16 protein-coding genes are annotated in these 21,063 nt (G+C 45.9%); 8 read left to right on the top strand and 8 right to left on the bottom strand.

Features of this window, described 5'->3' with window-relative positions; translation table 11 throughout:
* Positions 1-52: 52 nt before the first annotated feature.
* The 4 genes from hslV to priA form a co-directional block, all read right to left on the bottom strand.
* The gene (gene hslV / locus ACED28_RS07640) at positions 53-601 is read right to left on the bottom strand and encodes an ATP-dependent protease subunit HslV (RefSeq protein ID WP_004729692.1); all 549 of its coding nucleotides are present in this window, start codon (positions 599-601) and stop codon (positions 53-55) included.
* A 225-nt stretch (positions 602-826) separates the two neighbouring features.
* Positions 827-1,366 (bottom strand): SPOR domain-containing protein, encoded by a 540-nt coding sequence (locus ACED28_RS07645; RefSeq protein ID WP_009848881.1) that lies wholly within the window; start codon positions 1,364-1,366, stop codon positions 827-829.
* A gap of 122 nt (positions 1,367-1,488) precedes the next feature.
* Positions 1,489-2,493 (bottom strand): DNA-binding transcriptional regulator CytR, encoded by a 1,005-nt coding sequence (gene cytR, locus ACED28_RS07650; RefSeq protein WP_009848882.1) that lies wholly within the window; start codon positions 2,491-2,493, stop codon positions 1,489-1,491.
* 240 nt (positions 2,494-2,733) lie between these two features.
* The gene (gene priA / locus ACED28_RS07655; RefSeq protein WP_017101498.1) at positions 2,734-4,935 is read right to left on the bottom strand and encodes a primosomal protein N'; all 2,202 of its coding nucleotides are present in this window, start codon (positions 4,933-4,935) and stop codon (positions 2,734-2,736) included.
* A gap of 330 nt (positions 4,936-5,265) precedes the next feature.
* Between priA and rpmE the strand changes: the two genes are divergently transcribed.
* Both rpmE and ACED28_RS07665 read left to right on the top strand, forming a co-directional pair.
* The gene (gene rpmE / locus ACED28_RS07660) at positions 5,266-5,484 is read left to right on the top strand and encodes a 50S ribosomal protein L31 (protein ID WP_009848884.1); all 219 of its coding nucleotides are present in this window, start codon (positions 5,266-5,268) and stop codon (positions 5,482-5,484) included.
* Between the two features lie 331 nt (positions 5,485-5,815).
* Complete coding sequence (locus ACED28_RS07665) at positions 5,816-7,105, top strand: malic enzyme-like NAD(P)-binding protein (protein WP_009848885.1); 1,290 nt, start codon at positions 5,816-5,818, stop codon at positions 7,103-7,105.
* Positions 7,106-7,303: 198 nt separating this feature from the next.
* Here ACED28_RS07665 and metJ read toward each other — a convergent pair whose 3' ends face one another.
* Positions 7,304-7,624 (bottom strand): met regulon transcriptional regulator MetJ, encoded by a 321-nt coding sequence (gene metJ, locus ACED28_RS07670; RefSeq protein WP_004729686.1) that lies wholly within the window; start codon positions 7,622-7,624, stop codon positions 7,304-7,306.
* A 208-nt stretch (positions 7,625-7,832) separates the two neighbouring features.
* Here metJ and ACED28_RS07675 point away from each other — a divergent pair, with 208 nt between their 5' ends.
* From ACED28_RS07675 to metF, 3 genes are all read left to right on the top strand, one after another.
* Positions 7,833-9,014, top strand: a complete 1,182-nt coding sequence (locus ACED28_RS07675; RefSeq protein WP_102250568.1) for an O-succinylhomoserine (thiol)-lyase — start codon at positions 7,833-7,835, stop codon at positions 9,012-9,014.
* Between the two features lie 2 nt (positions 9,015-9,016).
* On the top strand, positions 9,017-11,428 hold the full coding sequence (locus ACED28_RS07680) for a bifunctional aspartate kinase/homoserine dehydrogenase II (RefSeq protein ID WP_371709585.1): 2,412 nt from the start codon (positions 9,017-9,019) through the stop codon (positions 11,426-11,428).
* A gap of 339 nt (positions 11,429-11,767) precedes the next feature.
* The gene (gene metF, locus ACED28_RS07685; RefSeq protein ID WP_009848888.1) at positions 11,768-12,667 is read left to right on the top strand and encodes a methylenetetrahydrofolate reductase; all 900 of its coding nucleotides are present in this window, start codon (positions 11,768-11,770) and stop codon (positions 12,665-12,667) included.
* Between the two features lie 157 nt (positions 12,668-12,824).
* Here metF and ACED28_RS07690 read toward each other — a convergent pair whose 3' ends face one another.
* The 3 genes from ACED28_RS07690 to argE form a co-directional block, all read right to left on the bottom strand.
* Positions 12,825-13,364 carry a PadR family transcriptional regulator gene (locus tag ACED28_RS07690; RefSeq protein ID WP_009848889.1) on the bottom strand — a complete coding sequence of 180 codons (540 nt, stop codon included), beginning with the start codon at positions 13,362-13,364 and terminating at the stop codon, positions 12,825-12,827.
* 347 nt (positions 13,365-13,711) lie between these two features.
* The gene (gene ppc / locus ACED28_RS07695; protein WP_371709586.1) at positions 13,712-16,348 is read right to left on the bottom strand and encodes a phosphoenolpyruvate carboxylase; all 2,637 of its coding nucleotides are present in this window, start codon (positions 16,346-16,348) and stop codon (positions 13,712-13,714) included.
* Positions 16,349-16,599: 251 nt separating this feature from the next.
* Positions 16,600-17,736, bottom strand: coding sequence for an acetylornithine deacetylase (gene argE / locus ACED28_RS07700; protein WP_009848891.1), 1,137 nt, complete (start codon positions 17,734-17,736; stop codon positions 16,600-16,602).
* Between the two features lie 153 nt (positions 17,737-17,889).
* Here argE and argC point away from each other — a divergent pair, with 153 nt between their 5' ends.
* From argC to ACED28_RS07715, 3 genes are all read left to right on the top strand, one after another.
* A complete protein-coding gene (gene argC, locus ACED28_RS07705; protein ID WP_102258061.1) occupies positions 17,890-18,894 on the top strand; it encodes an N-acetyl-gamma-glutamyl-phosphate reductase in 1,005 nt (334 codons plus the stop codon).
* 12 nt (positions 18,895-18,906) lie between these two features.
* Positions 18,907-19,695, top strand: coding sequence for an acetylglutamate kinase (argB, locus tag ACED28_RS07710; RefSeq protein ID WP_371709587.1), 789 nt, complete (start codon positions 18,907-18,909; stop codon positions 19,693-19,695).
* A 113-nt stretch (positions 19,696-19,808) separates the two neighbouring features.
* Positions 19,809-21,020 carry an argininosuccinate synthase gene (locus tag ACED28_RS07715; RefSeq protein WP_192889519.1) on the top strand — a complete coding sequence of 404 codons (1,212 nt, stop codon included), beginning with the start codon at positions 19,809-19,811 and terminating at the stop codon, positions 21,018-21,020.
* The last annotated feature ends 43 nt before the right edge of the window (positions 21,021-21,063 follow it).

A 21,063-nucleotide genomic window follows, 5' to 3' on the forward strand; every position in this document is an offset into this window, starting at 1 on the left:
TCCTTAATTCTTTAATCACTGTTGAATACAACGTTATTGATGGAAGCGGTCGTTACTCTGGCTTTGGCAGTTCAACGGTGCTTTCTAGTTCTTCAATAGTGTGGTGATGGTTGGTGAATACACAGATATCGCCCGCAATGTTCAGCGACTTTTCTGCGATTTCACGCGCATCTAAATCTGTATTTTCTAATAGTGCAGTGGCTGCTGCTTGAGCGAAGTTACCGCCCGAACCGATAGCAATCAGGTCGTTCTCTGGTTGAACTACGTCACCGTTACCTGTGATGATCAATGAAGCAGTTTCATCCGCTACTGCTAGCAGTGCTTCTAATTTACGTAGAGCACGGTCGCTACGCCAATCCTTCGCCAGCTCAACGGCAGCTTTGGTTAGGTGGCCTTGGTGCATTTGCAGCTTGCTTTCAAATTTTTCGAATAGCGTGAAAGCATCTGCGGTACCGCCAGCAAAACCAGCCAGTACTTTGTTGTTGTATAGGCGACGTACTTTACGGGCATTGCCCTTCATTACAGTATTGCCTAGAGATACTTGTCCATCACCCGCGATGACGACTTTATTATTACGACGTACAGATACAATGGTAGTCACGAGTAGGGCCTCTTAATATTTCTTATCTTTGGGTATAAAAAGTATATGAGGATGGTGCTCGGATAATTCAAGGAAGGTCGAGTGATGTCGCGCAACTTATCGGCGGAAGTTGTAAGGAAATTTGGCTAAAGGGTGTAGATAAAAGAAAACCTCCACAATGGGAGGCTTTCGGTGTTTGGTTTTCTGCTTCTGCTTCTGCTTCTGCTTCTGCGGCTAAATCTATAACTACTCGGTGTCTTTCCAAATAGCACAAGGTTCGATTTTCGCTCGCTGCAGCTTATGGCGATCTCGCTCTGCATCACGCTTCAATTTATATGGCCCTAGAACCACACGGTACCAGCTACTTCCATCTTTTTTGCGGATTGAACTTGAGATACCTTGGAAAGCAATATCCAACTTACGTGCTTCAGCTTGGCTTGAGGTTTTGTACGCGCCACATTGCATGATGTAAGGGATCTTCGAGATCTGTTGCTCTTTGGCTTTTACTTCAATCTCACGACTTGGCAAGGTTTCAACGTAATCCCACTTCTCCTCTGGAGGCGGCGGAATTACTTTTGCTGGTTTCGGCTTAGGCTTTGGTTTGGTTACCACTGGAGTCGGTGCTGGCGGCTCAGGATCATTACTCAATAGGTAAAGGCCGTAACCAAAACCACCGGCAAGGAGGATCGCCAAAAGACCACTACGCCATGGTTTACGGCGAGGGGCTTGTTTCTTGGTCGGTTTTTTTGTGCCACGACCGCGCTTTACATAATCTCTATTAGCCACAAGACAATTCAATAGTTGCTGATTCTGCTCTCATGGTAATCCAGATTGAGCGAGGATAACAGTGCAGAAATGGAAGCGGCACATCAAAATGTGCCGCAGAATTATAAGGATATTTCTTCAGATTAGATTCGAGGCGGCGCTGTACTACCTCGAACGACTAATTTGGCTTCAAGCAGACGCGACCCCGCTTGTACATCGTTGCCTTTAAGTACGTCGAGCATCATCAACATTGCTTGGCGTCCAATCTCATAACGAGGCTGAGAAATAGTGGTTAGCGGTGGATCGCAGTATTGAGCGAATTGGATGTCATCAAAGCCGACAATCGATAGGTCTTGAGGAACGCGTAAGCCTAATTTTTTCGCTTCTTGAATCGCGCCGATGGCCATCGCATCGTTATGACAGAAGATCGCTGTAGGTTGTTCAGGAAGAGCGAGTAATTGACGAACAGCTTGAGCGCCCGCTTCAAAGGTAAAGTCACCGACAGTGCTGTAGGCAGGATTCATTGATACTCCTGCACGACGTAGCGCTTGTTGGTAACCTTGTTGGCGGAATTTACACAGCGTTGCCGATATGGGCCCTGAGATTTGAGCGATACGTTTATGGCCTAACTGAGCTAGGTAGTTCACCGCTTCAAATGCTGAGGTCAGGTTATCGATGTGTACGGTAGGGAGTTCAAGCTCTGGGGCAAACTCACACGCCATCACCATCGGCGGTAAATTTTTTTGTTCAGGCTTACTGACATCAAACGGGTGGTCGGTGCCAAGTAGTAGCATGCCGTCAGCTTGTTTGGTGAATACTAAGTTAACAAATGAAGACTCACGCTTCTTCTGTTGGCCGCTATCACCCAGTAAAACGAGGTAGTCATTTTCTACTGCGGCATCTTCGATACCACGAATGATCTCTGCGAAATACGGGTCACAGATATCAGGAACAATAGTGATGATGGTTTTTGATTCGTTGCGACGTAAGTTTCTAGCTAATGTATTGGGTGAGTATCCAGCTTCAAGTACTGCTGTCTCAACTCGCTTACGAGTAGAAACCGAGACTTTTTCAGGGTTCATCAATGCACGTGATACCGTAGCTGTTGAAACGCCTGCTAGCTGGGCAACATCCTTCATTGTCGCCATAAATTAAACCCTCTTTTTAATTCCTTTGCTGCCTAAGTATCTAAGGCATGAATAATAAATATAATCGAATAGATATTGTGAAAGTGTTGCTAACACTTTTTTTATTGCAATATTTTATTCGTTTCACCCATGTAAAGTTACGGCTAGATTAACAAAAATCACATGACTAGTGTGAAGTTGCTCACGAGAAATATGAAATATTTGTGAACAAACTTATCATTAGTTTTAACCCAAGTGGGTTTAGCTCAGATCTTGCGGCTCAATATCGAGTGACCAACGGACTTTTTTCGCAGCGGGTAACATATTGATTGCTGGCTTGGCGCTCATTAATAGCTTTTGCATCAACGAGCGAGTCTGTGTTTGTAAAATAAGCTGCCAGCGCGATTTACCTGCTCGTTTGGCTAGTGGTGCAGGGGTTGGTCCTAGCACCATGCAATATTGGTCAAATAACGGATGCGATTCCAATGTGTGGCGCACTTGACGCAAAAACTCTTCCACTAAGCGAGTGTCATTGGCTTCCGCTCTAAACAAAGTCATGAAGGTATAAGGTGGCAACATCGCTTGTTTACGCTCTGCCAATGCAGTCTGAGCAAAGTGGTTGTAGTTTTTGTGCAGTAATGCCTGTAATAAGCCGTGTTCTGGATGGTGAGTTTGTAAGATAACTTCCCCCGGCTTACTAGCTCGTCCTGCTCGACCGGCGACTTGAGTAAACAATTGGGCCAATCGCTCAGAGGCGCGGAAGTCACTGCTATATAAAGAGGCATCAACGTCCAGCAACGCCACAAGTGTGACATCTGGGAAGTGGTGCCCTTTAGCAAGCATCTGTGTACCAATCAGAATTTGGTATTCACCTTTACGAATCGATTCTAACGCGCTTTCTAAACTGCCTTTGCGGCGAGTGCTGTCTCGGTCAATACGGATGGTTTTGTATTCAGGGAATAGCTGACCAAGTTGGGTTTCAAGTTGCTCTGTACCCACACCCACTGTTACTAAATTCGCTGAACCACAACCTTGGCAATGATGCACGATATGCTGCTGCGAGCCACAGTGGTGGCAGCGCATCTCATTGCTGTATTGATGATAGGTGTAGTAGGCATCACAACGCTTACATTCCGCTGTCCAACCACAATCGTGACACATTAATGCGGGAGAAAACCCACGACGATTGAGGAACAACATCACTTGGTTGCCTGCTTTGAGGTGTCTTTGCATTTCAGCAATCAACGACGCAGACAAGCCACTTTCTAGATATTCACCTTTAACGTCCAACACTTTATTGGTGGTCGGCAGCGCGACACCTGCACGAGAGGTCAGGGTGAGGTAACTGTATTTACCGATCTGAGCGTTGTGCAGCGTTTCAAAGGCCGGAGTCGCCGAGCCTAGCACAACCGGAATCTGCGCTTTATGAGCACGCATGATGGCAACATCACGAGCGTGGTAGCGTAGGCTATCTTGCTGCTTATAAGAGGCGTCGTGCTCTTCATCGACAATAATAATGCCCAGATCCGCGAACGGTGTGAACAGAGCTGAACGAGTACCGATCACAATGCCCGCTATTTTATCACGCGCCGATAACCAAGCATTTAGTCGCTCAGAATCGTTTAAACCAGAATGGATAACCTCAACTGGAACATTAAAGCGTCGCTTAAAGCGGTTAATCGTTTGAGGGGTTAGACCGATCTCGGGCACTAACACTAACGCTTGTTTACCTTGGTCGAGAATCGGCTTGATCATATTCAGGTAGACTTCGGTCTTACCTGAGCCAGTTACACCCTCTAGCAAGAAGCAACCAAAGTCGGTTTGACTATTTACTGTCGCTATTGCTATAGCCTGTTCTTCATTGAGTTTTGGCTTATCTTGATCGTTTTCGAGCTCAACTGGCCACGGTTGGCGCTTCGGCTTTTTCTCTACTGATTCAACCCAGCCTTTCTCTTCCAACGTCTTAAGTACCGCGCTGCCCACTTCTTCATCAATGAATTCTTGATGGGGAACTGGGCCGTGCTCAAGCATGTGCATTACTTTGGCTTGTTTGACGGCACGGCCAAAGCCCTGCATCAGTTGATCTCTACCTGATGGGGTCAGTTGCCATTCAACAAGCGTCGCGAAATCGGCCGCTTTGCCTTTTCGTAAGGCGCTTGGTAGTGCGTTGGCCAAGGTTTCACCTAGTGGATACTGATAGAACTGGCTGCACCATACCAAGAGTGAGTAGACCGATTCCGGCCAAACGGGTTGGTTGTCTAGTAAGGCTTTGATGGGCTTGAGTTTGTCTAACTCGAATTCAGATTCGTTAACCAGAGCCGTAACAATGCCTGTTAAGGTTTGTCGTCCAAAAGGCACAGAGACTCGACCGCCAATAATCGGAAATAGGTGGCTAGGAATCTTGTAATCGAACTGCTTGTCGAGTGGAACAGGCAGTGCCACACGGGCAATCATTGGACGCATAAAGGGACGGCTTTATCTGAATTGACGAGAGCGAACAGTCTAATGGATAAGGGCGTTAAATTCGAGGAGCAGTTTAGATGACAGAGCTTACTTGAGGCTTGAATGCTACTGGAGCCAGAAAATAACGCTTAATAGAAGGTTTAAGGACAGTGTTGGTGAAAAATGTATCAAATCAGTTGATCCTACCTCACAGATTCATTACTATACTGCGCCTTAAAGGTATGGCTTTATCGCGGTCTAGTGATGCAGCGGTGTCTTTATTTATTTTTTAACTACGTGTGGTGTCCGGCTTAGAATCGGATGGCGACGCGGCCTAATTGAGGTTTTCCCATGAAAGTTGGTATCCACCCAGAATACAAAGCAGTTTCTGCAACTTGTTCTTGCGGCAACACATTTGAGTTCAACTCAACGCTAGCAAAAGAATCAATCCACCTAGACGTATGTGACAAATGTCACCCGTTCTACACTGGTAAGCAACGTATCGTAGATACAGGCGGCCGTGTTGATCGCTTCAACAAGCGTTTCGGTGCTCTTTCTAGCAAGAAGTAATTCTCGCTATTTAGACATAAAAAGGACACTTCGGTGTCCTTTTTTGTTGCCTGAAATTTGAAAAAATACTGAATCGTATTTCATTATTAGGTCATTTAAAGTGGTAGGTTACTGGCGTAAATTTTATTTCATCGCTTACCCCAACACTCCTTCCTCGAAATTCGCTCTAAAGTTGAGCTAGCGACAGTAATTTCAACTGCCCACTGGTCTTATTAGTAGTGAAATCTCGTTTTTTAATGATACAGATGCTTCAACCACCTAGGAACTTTGAAGTACATCCATTAACATGAACAAGATCCCCCAAATAATAATATCCTAGGAACCTACACCTATGTCTGAAGACAGCCGCCAAGATCAATCCCCTCAAGAATTATCGCCTCAAGAACAATTCCGTCAGCAAGCTCTTGATTATCATGAGTTCCCAATTCCAGGCAAAATTGCCGTAGAACTGACGAAGCCTGCAAACTCTGCAGAAGACCTAGCACTGGCATACAGCCCTGGCGTAGCTGAGCCTGTTCGCGAGATCGCACAGAATGTCGATAACGTTTATAAGTACACAGGTAAAGGCAACATGGTTGCAGTTATCTCTAACGGTACTGCAATTCTTGGCTTAGGTAATCTTGGTCCTATTGCTTCTAAACCAGTTATGGAAGGTAAAGCGCTCCTGTTTAAGCGTTTTGCTGGTTTAGATTCTATTGATATTGAAGTAAAACACCGCACAATCGATGAGTTCGTTGATACGGTTGCGAATATCGCAGATACATTTGGTGGTATTAACCTAGAAGACATCAAAGCACCAGACTGTTTTGAAATCGAGCGTCGCCTGATTGAGCGTTGTGATGTACCTGTTTTCCATGATGATCAACACGGTACTGCGATTGTAACGGCAGCGGGTATGCTTAACGCGATCGAGCTTCAAGGTAAGAAACTGGAAGAGTGTAAGATCGTTTGTTTAGGTGCTGGCGCAGCAGCGGTTGCTTGTATGGAGCTACTGATTAAGTGTGGCGCTCAGCGTGAGAAGATCTACATGCTTGACCGTAAAGGTGTGATCCACACTCGTCGTGATGACTTGAATGAATACAAAGAGCTGTTCGCAAATAACACCGACAAGCGCACGCTTGAAGATGTTATCGAAGGCGCTGACCTGTTCTTGGGTGTATCGGGTCCTAATCTGCTACCAGCTAAGGCACTTACGCTGATGGCTGATAAGCCTGTTGTGTTTGCATGTTCAAACCCAGATCCAGAGATCAAACCTGAGCTTGCACATGAAGTTCGTTCTGACCTAATCATGGGTACTGGCCGTAGTGATTACCCTAACCAAGTAAACAACGTACTTTGTTTCCCATTCATTTTCCGTGGTGCACTAGACGTGCGTGCGAGCGAAATCAATGACGAAATGAAGCTAGCGGCGGTTAAAGCGATTCGTGAACTAGCAAAAGAAGAAGTTCCAGCTGAAGTACTGGCAGCTGCGGGCGAGACTGCACTGGAGTTCGGTAAGGGTTACATCATTCCTAAGCCAATGGACCCGCGTCTGCTTCCTCGTGTTGCAAAAGCAGTTGCTGAAGCGGCTGTTGAGTCTGGCGTTGCTCGTATTGAGATGCCTGCTAACTATATGGCTTAATGCCTCAGTAGCTCAGTAGCTCAGTAGCTTAATAGCTGTTGCTCTATTGAGCGAAAAGAATAATAAAAAACCGACTCATAGGAGTCGGTTTTTTTATGTCTATCATTTACAGCGCAGCTACAGATAACGTAGTGGGTGATGTGACAAATAGGGTTCAGCTATAGCGAATCAATAATGAAGGCGGTGACTGAGTTGTTTTTATTCTTCGTCAAACGCTTCGAACTCGATGCCCATCTCTGTCATCAGTTTTTTGACTTCAGTCGGGATGTCGTCTGGACGATCTTTACGAAGGTCTTCATCCGTTGGCAGTGGTTGGCCTGTGTACGCATGTAGAAAGGCTTCGCACAGTAGCTCACTGTTTGTTGCATGGCGTAGGTTATTGATCTGGCGGCGAGTGCGCTCGTCAGTAAGAACCTTTAACACTTTTAGAGGGATAGAAACTGTAATTTTCTTTACTTGTTCGCTTTTCTTTCCATGCTCAGCATATGGGCTTATGTATTCACCATTCCAGTCGGCCATTGCGTACCTTCATTACTTTAGTTGTTAGAATAAATTAATAGTGCTGATTTTAGCGGGATTTACTGCCATAAGTAAAGACATATAGACGTCCAGAAGTGTTGACGTCTCACGTTTATGAAAGTAAAGTGAGTAACATATATCTAACACAGCCACAAAATGCCGACAAGCAGCTGTGATTCTCAGACGCAAAACTTGTAAGGAAGCACCTATGAGCAGCCGGAAGCCAGCAACCATCGCAGTACGTACTGGCATCGAGTCAGACACGCAACACCATGCCGTTGTCCCACCTATTTATCTTTCGACTAACTATGGGTTTCCCGCTTTTGGTGAAGTGCCAAAGTATGATTATACCCGTTCTGGTAACCCAAACCGCGGTCTATTAGAAACGGCACTGTTTGAGCTTGAATCAGGCAAAGGCGCGGTTGTCACTAACTGCGGTACGTCGGCACTTAACTTATGGGTATCCGCTTTCTTAGGTGGCGATGATCTTATTATTGCACCGCACGACTGCTATGGCGGTACTTACCGTCTGTTTAACACACGCTCACTCAAAGGTGACTTCAAAGTTCTGTTTGTTGATCAATCGGATCAAGCTGCACTGGATGCGGCGATCGCGCTTAAGCCAAAGTTAATCTTAATCGAAACGCCATCGAATCCATTGGTTCGTGTGGTTGATATTGCAGAAACTTGCCGTAAAGCGAAAGAAGTAGGTGCTCTGGTTGCTGTCGACAACACGTTTTTGACGCCTGTGTTCCAAAAGCCTTTAGAGCTGGGTGCGGATTTTGTTATCCACTCAACCACTAAATACATCAACGGACACTCAGATGTTATTGGCGGCGTTGTGGTCACTAAAACTGAAGAGCACGCTGAAGAGCTAGCATGGTGGGGTAACTGTATTGGTGCAACCGGCACACCATTTGATAGCTACATGACGCTACGTGGTATTCGTACGCTAGGTGCACGTATGCGCGTTCACGAAGAGAGCTCACGTGAAATTCTGACGGCTCTGCAACAACAAGATCTGGTGGGTACGATTTACCACCCAAGCCTTCCTGAACATCCGGGTCACGAGATCGCGAAGAAACAGCAGTTGGGCTTTGGTTCCATGCTGAGCTTTGAATTTTCGGGATCTTTTGAAGCACTTAAATATTTTGTGGATAAATTAGAGCTATTTTCTTTGGCTGAATCATTGGGCGGTGTTGAAAGCCTGATTTGTCACCCAGCGTCGATGACTCACCGTGCTATGGGCGAAGAAGCCTTAGCAGAAGCGGGTGTTTCTCAACAATTATTGCGCCTTTCTGTTGGCCTTGAAGATGCAGAAGACTTGATTGATGATCTCAAGCAAGCGTTTGAAAAAACACAAGGCTTTATCGCAGAAGGGGAGGTTTAATAATGACAACCTTTCGCCAGCTACATAAATTTGGTGGCAGCAGTTTAGCGAACCCTGAGTGTTACCAACGCGTGGTCAATATTCTTAGAGAATACTCGTCAGCTACTGACTTGGTCGTGGTATCGGCTGCGGGTAAAACAACTAACCGCTTGATTGAGTTTGTTGAAGCGCTCGACAAAGATGGTCGTATTGCGCATGAATGTCTACAAACCCTTCGTCAGTTCCAGCTTGAGCTGATTGAAGCGCTGCTTGAAGGTGAGTCTGCGGCTCAGCTAACGGCCACTATTCAACAAGAATTTACTGCTTTAGGTGAGCTAACTGCTCCTCTAAGCGAATCGCAAAAAGCACAGGTGTTAGGACTCGGTGAGGTTTGGTCTTCACGTTTGTTAGCCGCTCTGTTGTGCCAACATGACTTACAAGCAGTTGCTCAAGATGCGCGTGCCTTTTTACGTGCAGAAGCGGGTGCTCAACCCGAAGTGGATCGCGCGCGTTCTTATCCTCTGATTAAAGAAGTTTTGGCTCAGCATACGCATTGCCGAGTGGTGATTACGGGCTTTATGGCTCAGAACTGCGAAGGTGAAACAGTACTGCTTGGTCGTAACGGTTCAGATTATTCAGCAACCGTGATTGGTGCTTTGGCTGAAGTTGAACGTGTGACGATTTGGAGTGACGTGGCGGGCGTTTACAGCGCTGACCCTCGTTTGGTTTCGGATGCGTGTTTGTTGCCTCTGCTTCGCCTTGATGAAGCGAGTGAACTCGCTCGTCTGGCGGCTCCAGTGCTCCATAGCCGAACACTACAGCCTGTGGCTCAAAGTGCTATGGATCTCAGCTTGCGCTGCAGCTACCAGCCGGAGGCGGGCTCTACACAAATTGAGCGTGTACTGGCATCGGGTCGCGGCGCAAAAATTATTACCTCTTTGGATGAAGTTCTGATCGTTCAGCTGACCTTTGGTCATGGCCATGATTTTGACCGCTTAGAAAGTGAAGTCCTTGAAGGCCTTAAGCGAGCTCAACTTGAGCCGCTTGCTTATGAGCTTGAACCGGATCAGCACTGCTTGCGCCTTGCCTACACGGAAGAGATTGCTGGTGGTGCGTTGGAATATCTACAAGACCACGCGATTGAAGCGGAAATTAAGCTTAAAGAAGGCTTCTCTCTGATTGCAGCAGTGGGTGCTGGTGTGACTAAGAACCCGAACCATTGCTACGGTTTCTACCAGCAGCTTAAGAGCTCGCCGGTTGAGTTCATTTCAGAAGCGAACTCTGGCTTAAGCTTGGTGGCTGTGATTCGTAAGAGTGAAACATCAAGTCTAGTGAAAGGCATTCACTCTCAACTGTTCCAAGCACAAAAGCGTGTTGCGATTGCCTTGTGTGGTAAGGGCAACATTGGTTCAAGTTGGTTAAGCTTGTTTGCTGAGCAAAAAGCGGAACTTGAAAAGCGCCGTGGGATGAACTTTGAATTGGTTGCGGTTGTTGATAGCCAAACTTATTGGTTCGACGATCATGGCATTGATGCGACTTCTGTGAGCAAGCGCTTTGATGATGAAGCGATTGCCAACAATGGTAACGACTGGTTAGAGCGTTTGGGTTCTATTCAGGGGTACGATGAAGCTGTAGTACTCGATGTAACTGCAAGCCCTGTGCTTGCTGCAAAGTACCTGAAAATTGCACAACAAGGTATCCACCTGATCTCGGCTAACAAGGTGGCTGGCTCTGCATCAAGCGAGTATTACCATCAAGTACAAGATGCTTTCGCTAAGATCAGCCGTCATTGGTTGTACAACGCGACAGTGGGTGCTGGTTTACCTATCAACCACACTGTGCGAGACCTGCGTGAGAGCGGGGACGATATCATTGCTCTGTCTGGTATTTTCTCTGGCACTTTGTCTTGGTTGTTTCAACAGTTTGATGGCACGGTGCCATTCAGCGAGCTGGTTGACTTAGCGTGGCAACAAGGCCTGACGGAACCGGATCCTCGTGCTGATCTGGATGGCTCAGACGTGATGCGTAAGTTGGTGATTCTGGCTCGTGAATCGGGGTTAGATATTGAGCCTGAAAACGTCAAAGTAGAATCATTGGTACCTGAAGAATTACAAGATCTGTCAGTGGATGACTTCTTTGATAAAGCTTCTGTACTGAGTGAAGAGTTGGCCGAGCGTTTAGAGAAAGCGCAGTCTCAACAGAAGGTTCTTCGTTACGTAGCGCGTTTAGAGAAGAATGGTAAGGCAACGGTAGGCGTTGAAGCGTTATCTAAAGAACACGCTCTGGCGAACTTACTGCCTTGCGACAACATCTTTGCGATTGAGAGCAAATGGTACAAAGATAATCCATTGGTTATTCGTGGCCCAGGTGCTGGTCGTGAAGTGACAGCTGGTGCAATTCAGTCTGATTTAAACAGAATGTCTAGCCTGTTTTAATACTTAGAGCGGTTGGTTTAATACTTAGAGCGATTGGCTTAATAGTCAGATCAATTGCTTTAATACTCAGATTAATTGTTTAAATGCGTAAATAGCATACTATCCACTAAGATAAATAAGGCTGAAAGCACGATGTGTTTTCAGCCTTTTTTCTACATTATTTCTTCTTTGCGACCCACCTATCGGCTTGAGCTTTTCTCACTATCTACTTGAAAAAAATTCATAATGGATCTGTTGACATTAAATCGTATTCAATTCATTCTGGAGACATATAGACGTCTAAACGTCGCTAGGGATTTGAGATTATTTAGTGGTTGCTTTTGCCACAGGGAGAGTAAGATGGGATACACACACGCAAGTCATATCGACGCTTTAAATCAGAATATTGCAGAGCTTTCTGACAACATCAATGTGTCATTTGAATTTTTCCCACCAAGCAGTGAGAAGATGGAAGAGACCCTGTGGAATTCTGTTCACCGTCTTAAAACACTTCAACCTAAATTTGTATCAGTAACCTATGGTGCAAACTCGGGTGAGCGTGATCGTACCCACTCAATCATTAAAGAAATTAAGAACCAAACAGGCTTAGTTGCTGCACCACACTTAACGTGTATTGATGCTAGCCGCGAAGAGCTGATTCAAATTGCCGACGATTACTGGGCAAATGGCATTGAAAGTATTGTTGCGTTGCGCGGTGATATTCCAGCAGGCGGTGGTGCGCCAGATATGTATGCGTCTGATTTAGTCGAGCTGCTTAAATCTCGTCACGACTTTGATATATCAGTAGCGGCATTCCCTGAGGTTCACCCTGAAGCAAAAAGCGCTCAATCTGATCTTATTAACCTAAAGCGTAAAGTGGATGCGGGTGCAAACCGTGCAATCACTCAGTTCTTCTTCGATGTCGAAAGCTACTTACGTTTTCGTGACCGTTGTGTGGCGGCTGGCGTTGACGTAGAGATTGTACCGGGTATCTTGCCGGTTTCTAACTTCAAGCAAGCGTCTCGTTTTGCTGCGATGAATAACGTAAAAGTACCAGGTTGGATGGCGAAGCAGTTCGAAGGCTTGGATGATGATCCAACAACTCGTCAGTTAGTCGGTGCTAGCCAAGCGATCGATATGGTTCGTACGCTAAGCCGTGAAGGTGTGAAAGATTTCCACTTTTACACGCTAAACCGTGCAGAAATGACTTATGCACTTTGCCATACGCTAGGTGTTCGCCCACAGGTTGCTGCGCTTTAAGCAAAGTCTAGAAGTAAAGCCTAAGCGCTTATAAAAGCTTCTGGCAGTAACATTTCAAATCCTATAGATACAAAAAAGGCTTGGACTCTAAGAGTTCAAGCCTTTTACTTTTCTAGTTTCTAGTTTCTAGTTTCTAGTTTCTAGTTTCTAGCTTAACTTAAGCAAGAGCGCCAAGTTCAAGCAGTACTTCGTCAGCCCATACAATCCATGCTTCACGGATCAGTAGGTTACGACGAAGCGTTAGACGCTCTAGGCGTGCTTGCTTGTCTAGTGTAGATGGCGTTGCGTAGTAAGCCGCTTCGATTTCTTTGTAGTGAGAAACCAGTTTGCGAGACTCTTCTACTAGTTCAGCAAGTTGTACACGGTACGCATCAGAAGGTTGTACAGCACAAGCGATTAACTTAGCTGAGAACTCGTCACGAACGGTTGGGTGTGCAGTTGGTTGTTCAAACCATTCACCTAGCGCGCCACGGCCAGCATCGGTGATAGAGTAAACTTTACGATCAGGTTTGCCTTCTTGAGGCTCAAGTACGCAAGTTACCTGGTCGTTCTGAGCCATTTTATTTAGCTCGCGGTAAACTTGTTGGTGGCTAGCTTTCCAGAAGTAACCAATGCTTGCGGAGAATTCTTTTGTGATATCGTAACCAGTAGCATCGCGTGTACTTAAAACGGTTAAAATTACGTGTGGTAATGACATGTCTGAAATCCAAATGGTAAACAGTAAACAAATACTTGAACAACAAGTGTGCTTCTATGGCACGTTATATTGGTTATGTTCAAGTAGCACCAACTCAATCGTTGGTTATGTCACCTTACAAAGCCGTTTATCACCTAGGTTGACCAGTTTATTGGTCGAGTGCCGCAGATTATTATTTTGGAGTGTTTCTGCAGCGGAGCAGTAGTATATCTAAATAATAAGCATAAAGTAGAATACATGGACAAAATAACCCAAAAAACTGACAAAATACTCACTAGTGGTCATTTGGCAAAATAAAAAGGCCGCCAATGGCGACCTTTTGTTTGTTTTGTAGATGGAATCACTAATTAACCAGTGTTTCGCATACCTGCTGCAATACCTGCAATCGTCACCATTAGCGCTTCTTCTAGCTCTGCTGGTGGTGTTTCACACTTACGAGTACGGTAAAGCAGTTCCGCTTGAAGCATGTTTAGTGGCTCAACATAGATGTTACGCAGACGAATTGACTCAAGTCCCCAAGGGTCGCTTTGCATCAAGTTCTCGTTATTTTCTACATTTAGCACCGCTTTGATGTCTTTTTGCAGCTGTTCACGCAGTAACTCACCCAGAGGTAATAGCTCTTCGTCAACAAGTCGCTGGTCGTAGTACTTAGCGATTTCCATGTTGCACTTCGAGTACACCATTTCCAACATACCTAGACGAGTCGAGAAGAATGGCCATTCACGACACATCTCTTCAAGTAGCGCTTGATGGCCTTGATCGACAGAGTATTGAATCGCTTCACCAGCGCCTAACCATGCAGGAAGTACCAAACGGTTTTGGCTCCATGAGAAGATCCATGGGATCGCACGTAGGCTTTCTACGCCGCCGTTCGGGTTACGTTTCGCAGGACGAGAACCAAGAGGTAACTTGCCTAACTCTAGCTCTGGCGTCGCTTGGCGGAAGTAAGGAACAAACTTCTCTTCACCACGAACGACGTTGCGGTAAGCTTCGCAAGATACTTCAGACAGCACTTCCATTAGGTCGCGCCATTCTTGTTTTGGCTCTGGTGGTGGCAGAAGGTTCGCTTCTAGAATAGCACTTGCGTATAGGTTGAAGCTATTAACTGCAACATCTGGCAAGCCAAGTTTAAAGCGGATCATTTCGCCTTGTTCAGTTACACGTAAGCCGCCTTTCAAGCTTTTAGGTGGCTGAGAAAGAAGAGCTGCGTGCGCTGGCGCACCACCACGACCAACCGTACCACCACGACCGTGGAATAGAGTCAGTTCAATGCCTTCTTCTTCACAAGCCTTAACTAGCTTGTCCATTGCATCGTATTGCGCCCAGCCTGCAGACATTACACCGGCATCTTTAGCTGAGTCAGAATATCCGATCATCACCATTTGGTGGTTCTGGATAAAGCCACGGTATAAATCGATGCTCATTAGCTGTTTCATTACCGCTTCTGAGTTGTTCAAGTCGTCTAGCGTTTCGAACAATGGACATACGTCCATGCGGTACGGGCAACCACATTCTTGTAGAAGCAAATGTACAGCCAATACATCCGACGCAGTACGAGCCATAGAGATCACGTAAGCACCAAAGGCTTCTCGAGGTTGAGCAGCAACGACCTTACAGGTGTCTAAAACCTCTTTGACCTGCTCAGATGGCTCCCAGTCGCGTGGTAACAGTGGGCGCTTTGAGCTTAATTCATTGGTTAAGAAAGCAACCTTATCTTGCTCGCTCCATTGGTCGTAATCACCAATGCCTAGGTAGCGAGTCAATTCAGATAGCACATCTGAGTGACGAGTACTTTCTTGACGAACATCGAGACGAACCAAATGCACGCCGAATGCTTTTAGGCGGCGTAGCGTATCAAGTAGAGAACCGTCCGCGATTACGCCCATGCCACATTCGTGCAGTGATTGGTAACATGCGTAAAGTGGTGTCCAAAGTTGGTCTATGTTCTGGAGAGTTTCTTTCTTCGGTACTTCTGCGTCATGCAGTTTTGCATCAAGCACTTTTAGCGTGTTGTTGAGCAGAGTACGTAGGCTCTTCAGGATTGCACGGTAAGCTTCGTGCTCATCGCCAGCCAATTCACGAACGGCATCATTACACTTGGTCATCGACAGTTCGGTAATCAACTCGTTCACGTCACCTAGGTATAGATCAGCGGCTTTCCAGCGAGACAGACGCAGTACTTCTTTAGTGATGGTGTGCGTTACGAATGGGTTACCATCGCGGTCACCACCCATCCAAGATGAGAAATGAACAGGGCGCGCATCAATTGGCAGGCCTTCACCAAGGTAACCTTTTAATCGACCATCCATTTCACGTAGGAAATCAGGCACAGCTTCCCAAAGTGAGTTTTCGACAACCGCAAAGCCCCACTTAGCTTCATCAAGTGGCGTTGGGCGCTGCTGACGAATTACATCAGAGTGCCAACCTTGAGCAATAAGTTGCTCTAGGCGGCGTTCGGTTTTCACACGCTCTTTGTGTGATAGGTCGCTTAATTCTAATTTAGACAGACACTCGTTGATCTTTACCAGCTTGTTGATCATGGTGCGACGAGTGATTTCTGTTGGGTGTGCAGTCAGAACGAGTTCAATGTTCAGGTCGCGAACGGCTTGAGCCGCGTCTAGCTTGCTGATGTCATTCTGATTTAATTTGGAAAATAGAGATTGCAGCACATCTGGTTCACAAACATGCTCCTCACAGTGGCGAGAGATCGTATGGTATTGCTCTGCCATGTTGGTGAGGTTGAGAAATTGGTTAAATGCACGAGCAACAGGAGTGAGTTGTTCGTTCGGCAGGTTTTTGATTTCTTCAACTAGGCTGTCACGGTCAGCTTTGTTGCCTGCGCGGGCGGATTTGGAAAGTTTACGGATAGTCTCCACTTTCTCTAAGATAACGTCACCATGTGCATCTTGGATTGTGTTACCTAGCAAGCGTCCTAGCATGCTTACGTTACTCTTGAGAGCGGCGTATTTCTCGTTCATTGTCATCCTGCCTCGTAAAAAAATTACATCCATTGTTCCTTGTTAAGTACACAATCTAGCGAAAAGTGCTGTATCTAGTCAAATAAAGCATTCTAAGTTTGCAATTATTAGGTTTAAAAATGCGGGAGAAGTAAATTTTTCAAAACTTAGGGAAAAAGTGAAATTTAATTACAAGATCGGGCTGTGTCAGGGATAACAGAATAAAAGCCACCTTTTCGGGTGGCTTTTATATGAAAATATCGGAAGGAAAGTAATAACTAGAAACAATATTTACGGATCGATTTACTCAGAACATCAATTGTAGGGTCAATAAAATCGAAGCTTAAGAACTCATCCGGTTGGTGAGCTTGGTCGATTGAGCCTGGGCCTAACACTAAGGTTGGACATAACTCCTGAAGGAAAGGTGCTTCAGTACAATAGTTCACAGTTTGAGATTCGGTTTCACACACTGATTCCATGCCACCGATAAATGGATGATCGTGCTGACATTCGTAACCCGGAATCGGCTCATGCAGGGGAGTAATCTCAATCCTGCCCGGCCATTTTGCTTCTACTTCCTTGAGCGCGCTGCGTAGCATGTTATCCAAACCATCTAAGCTGATGCCCGGTAAAGGACGAACGTCGTAGTGTAATTCACAACAACCACAGATTCGGTTAGCGCTATCTCCTCCGTGAATATGCCCAAGATTTAGAGTAGGGCTTGGAATCGCGAAACCCGGGTGATGGTACTCTTTGACTAACTTGTCACGCAGCTGCATTAAAGCAAACAGCACTTCATGCATGATCTCGATGGCGTTAACGCCTAATGCAGGATCAGAAGAGTGACCTGATTTACCCGTTACTCGCACAGCATTAGCGACGTGACCTTTATGACCGCGAATAGGCACTAGGCTGGTCGGCTCACCAATAATGCAGTAGTCCGGTTTAAACGGCGCATTTTCAGTGAAATGACGTGCACCTAGCATAGTGGTTTCTTCGTCACACGTAGCTAAAACATAAAGCGGCTTGGTTTGCTTGCTCCAATCCATTTTCTTAGCAGCTTCATAAACGAAGGCAAAAAAGCCTTTCATATCGGCGGTGCCTAATCCGTAGAAGCGGTTGTTGTGTTCTGTCAATGCGTGAGGGTCGAAGTTCCAACGTCCTTCATCGAATGGCACGGTGTCGCTGTGTCCTGCAAGCAATAAGCCCCCTTCGCCAGAACCCATCTTTGCGACCATATTATGCTTGCCGGGTTCGACTTCCACGACCTCAACGCTAAAGCCTACGTCTTTAAACCATTGAGCCATTTTTTCGATCACTTTCTCGTTGCCATGATCCCAGCTTGGATCTGTTGAGCTAATGGAGTCGGTGGAAATTAGGCCTTTATAGACCTCAAGGAAACTCGGTAATTGCATAATATCTTCACTTCTACTATTGACAGGAAAACCATAAGTCGGTAAAAAACATATTAAATCATATTTAATGCATAAGAAATCAAATATAGCTAAAAATTAAGTATGAATAGTCAAATTTGAAATATAACTTACCTCAAGAATGGATGTGTTGAGATGTTGAAAACCACGATCATTGGTGCAAGCGGCTATACAGGAGCAGAACTGGCTCTAATGATAAACAGACACCCTGAGCTCACGCTATCAGGTTTATATGTCTCAGCCAATAGTGTAGATGCGGGCAAACCTATCGCTGCACTGCACGGTAAGTTAGCTGGCCTGATTGATATGCCAGTACAACCTTTAACAAATCCGGAAGAAGTGGCTAAACAGTCTGATGTGATTTTTCTAGCAACGGCACACGAAGTCAGTCACGACCTAGCGCCCATTTTTCTAGAGAACGATTGCCAAGTTTTCGACCTATCGGGTGCATTCAGAGTTAAAGGTGAAAACTTCTATCAAGAGTTTTACGGTTTTGAACATCAACACGAACAATGGCTAGACAAAGCGGCTTACGGTTTAGCGGAATGGAACGAACAAGAAATAAAAGAAGCTCAGCTTGTTGCGGTAGCGGGTTGTTACCCAACGGCATCACAACTGGCGATTAAGCCTTTGGTTGAAGCCAAGTTACTTGATGAGAACCAATGGCCAGTGATTAACGCAACCAGCGGTGTGACTGGTGCAGGCCGCAAGGCGACCATGGTTAACAGCTTCTGCGAAGTGAGCCTGCAAGCTTATGGCGTCTTCAATCACCGTCATCAACCTGAAATGGTCGCACATTTAGGATGTGATGTGATTTTCACCCCGCACCTCGGCAACTTTAAGCGTGGCATTTTAGCGACCATTACCATGAAACTGGCTGACGGTGTGACAGAACAACAGATACAAGATGCCTTCGAGCAAGCTTATCAAGGTAAGCCAGCCGTGAGATTGCTCGAAGAGACATTGCCAAGAATTCAAGATGTAGAACAGACACCTTTCTGCGATTTAGGCTGGAAGGTACAAGGTCAGCACATCATCGTTGTTTCGGCGATTGATAACTTGTTAAAGGGTGCATCTAGCCAAGCGATGCAGTGTTTAAATTTACGTTATGGTTTTGCGCCATTAACTGCGTTAGTGTAAGGGAATCTAGATATGAGCCTTAATAATCAACCATTAATCATAAAGTTAGGTGGCGCTGCGCTATCTTGTGGTGAAACACTTAGCAAGTTATTTGGTGCGATTTCAGCTTACCAACAACAGGCACAGCGACCAATCGTGATTGTTCACGGCGGCGGTTACCTTGTTGATGATTTGATGAATAAGTTGAACCTCGAAACAGTTAAGAAAGAGGGGCTACGTGTTACTCCTTATGATCAGATCCCTGTTATCGCTGGCGCGCTAGCGGGCACGGCCAACAAACTACTTCAAGGTCAGGCAATTAAAGACGGTATCAATGCCGTTGGTTTGAGCCTTGCAGATGGTGGTTTATGCAAAGTGAGCGAACTGAACCCTGAACTGGGCGCGGTAGGAAAAGCGGAGCCGGGCGACTCAACCGTTCTGCAAGCGATTCTTAATACGGGCGCACTGCCAATCATTAGCTCAATTGGTCTGACTGAGCAAGGCCAACTGATGAACGTCAATGCAGACCAAGCTGCTGTAGCTGTAGCTGGCGCGCTTGATGCTGAATTGGTACTGCTTTCTGATGTAAGCGGTGTGTTGGATGGCAAAGGTCACCTGATTCCAAGCCTTAATCAACAACAAGCTGATGACCTTATTACAGGCAAAGTGATTACCGATGGCATGATCGTTAAGGTTCAAGCCGCACTAGAAGCCGCTAACGACCTTGGACGACCAATCGAAGTTGCCACTTGGCGATACCCAGAAAAGCTAACACAGCTGTTTTCAGGTAAAAGCATAGGAACGCAGTTTTTACCTCAGTAGACCTCACAACGAGTTACTACTTAAAGAATTTAGACAAATAAATTTAACACATAATAATGAAGTCATTTCCAACGCTGACCGCCATGTGCAGTATGGAAACTAGGAGAAAGAAAATGAGCAAAGTTAACGTAAAGAAAGTTGTAGTAGCCTACTCTGGCGGTCTAGACACATCAGTAATTATTCCATGGTTGAAAGAGAACTATGATTGCGAAGTTATCGCATTTGTTGCAGATGTAGGCCAAGGCGATGAAGAGCTGATTGGTATTGAAGAGAAAGCAAAAGCATCTGGTGCTTCTGAGTGTTACATCGCTGACCTTAAAGAAGAGATGGTGGCAGATTACATCTACCCAACACTAAAAACGGGTGCTTACTACGAAGGCAAATACTTGTTAGGTACTTCAATGGCTCGTCCAATCATTGCGAAAGCTCAGGTTGAAGTTGCACGTAAAGTAGGTGCAGACGCACTGTGTCACGGCTGTACAGGTAAGGGGAATGACCAAGTTCGTTTTGAAGGTGCATTTGCTGCCCTCGCACCAGACCTACACGTAATTGCGCCTTGGCGTGAATGGGATCTAGTGAGCCGTGAAGAGTGTCTAGACTACCTAGCTGAGCGTAACATCCCTTGTACCGCTTCTCTAACTAAGATTTACTCGCGTGATGCAAACGCATGGCACATCTCTACAGAAGGTGGCGTACTAGAAAATACATGGAATGCCCCTGATGAAGATTGCTGGGCTTGGACTGTAGACCCAGAGCAAGCGCCAAACGAATCTGAAACAGTGACGCTTAAAGTTGAAAAAGGTGAAGTGGTTGCGGTTGACGGCGAAACAATGACGCCATACAACGCGCTGGTTTACCTAAACGAGAAAGGTGCTAAACACGGTGTTGGTCGTATCGATATCGTAGAGAACCGTCTTGTTGGTATGAAGTCTCGTGGTTGTTACGAAACTCCAGGTGGCACAATCATGATGGAAGCACTGCGTGCAGTAGAGCAACTGGTTCTTGATAAAGCAGCATTTGAATTCCGTGAAGAGCTAGGTGTTAAAGCTTCTCACCTTGTATACGATGGTCGTTGGTTCACTCCGCTATGTAAGTCAATTCTTGCGGCAACAGAAGAACTAGCACAAGACGTTAACGGCGAAGTGGTTATCAAACTTTACAAAGGCCATGCAACGGTGACTCAGAAGCGTTCTGACAACAGCCTGTACTCAGAAGAGTTTGCAACCTTTGGTGAAGATGAAGTTTACGACCAAAGCCACGCTGAAGGCTTCATCCGTCTTTACTCGCTATCAAGCCGTATCCGTGCTCTGAATAGCCAAAAGTAATCCGAACAATGAGTTAGTGAGCTAGCCTTTAGCGAAAGGTTGA

The sequence above is a fragment of the Vibrio sp. 1F253 genome (assembly GCF_041439295.1).
Taxonomy (GTDB): Bacteria; Pseudomonadota; Gammaproteobacteria; order Enterobacterales; family Vibrionaceae; genus Vibrio; species Vibrio tasmaniensis_A.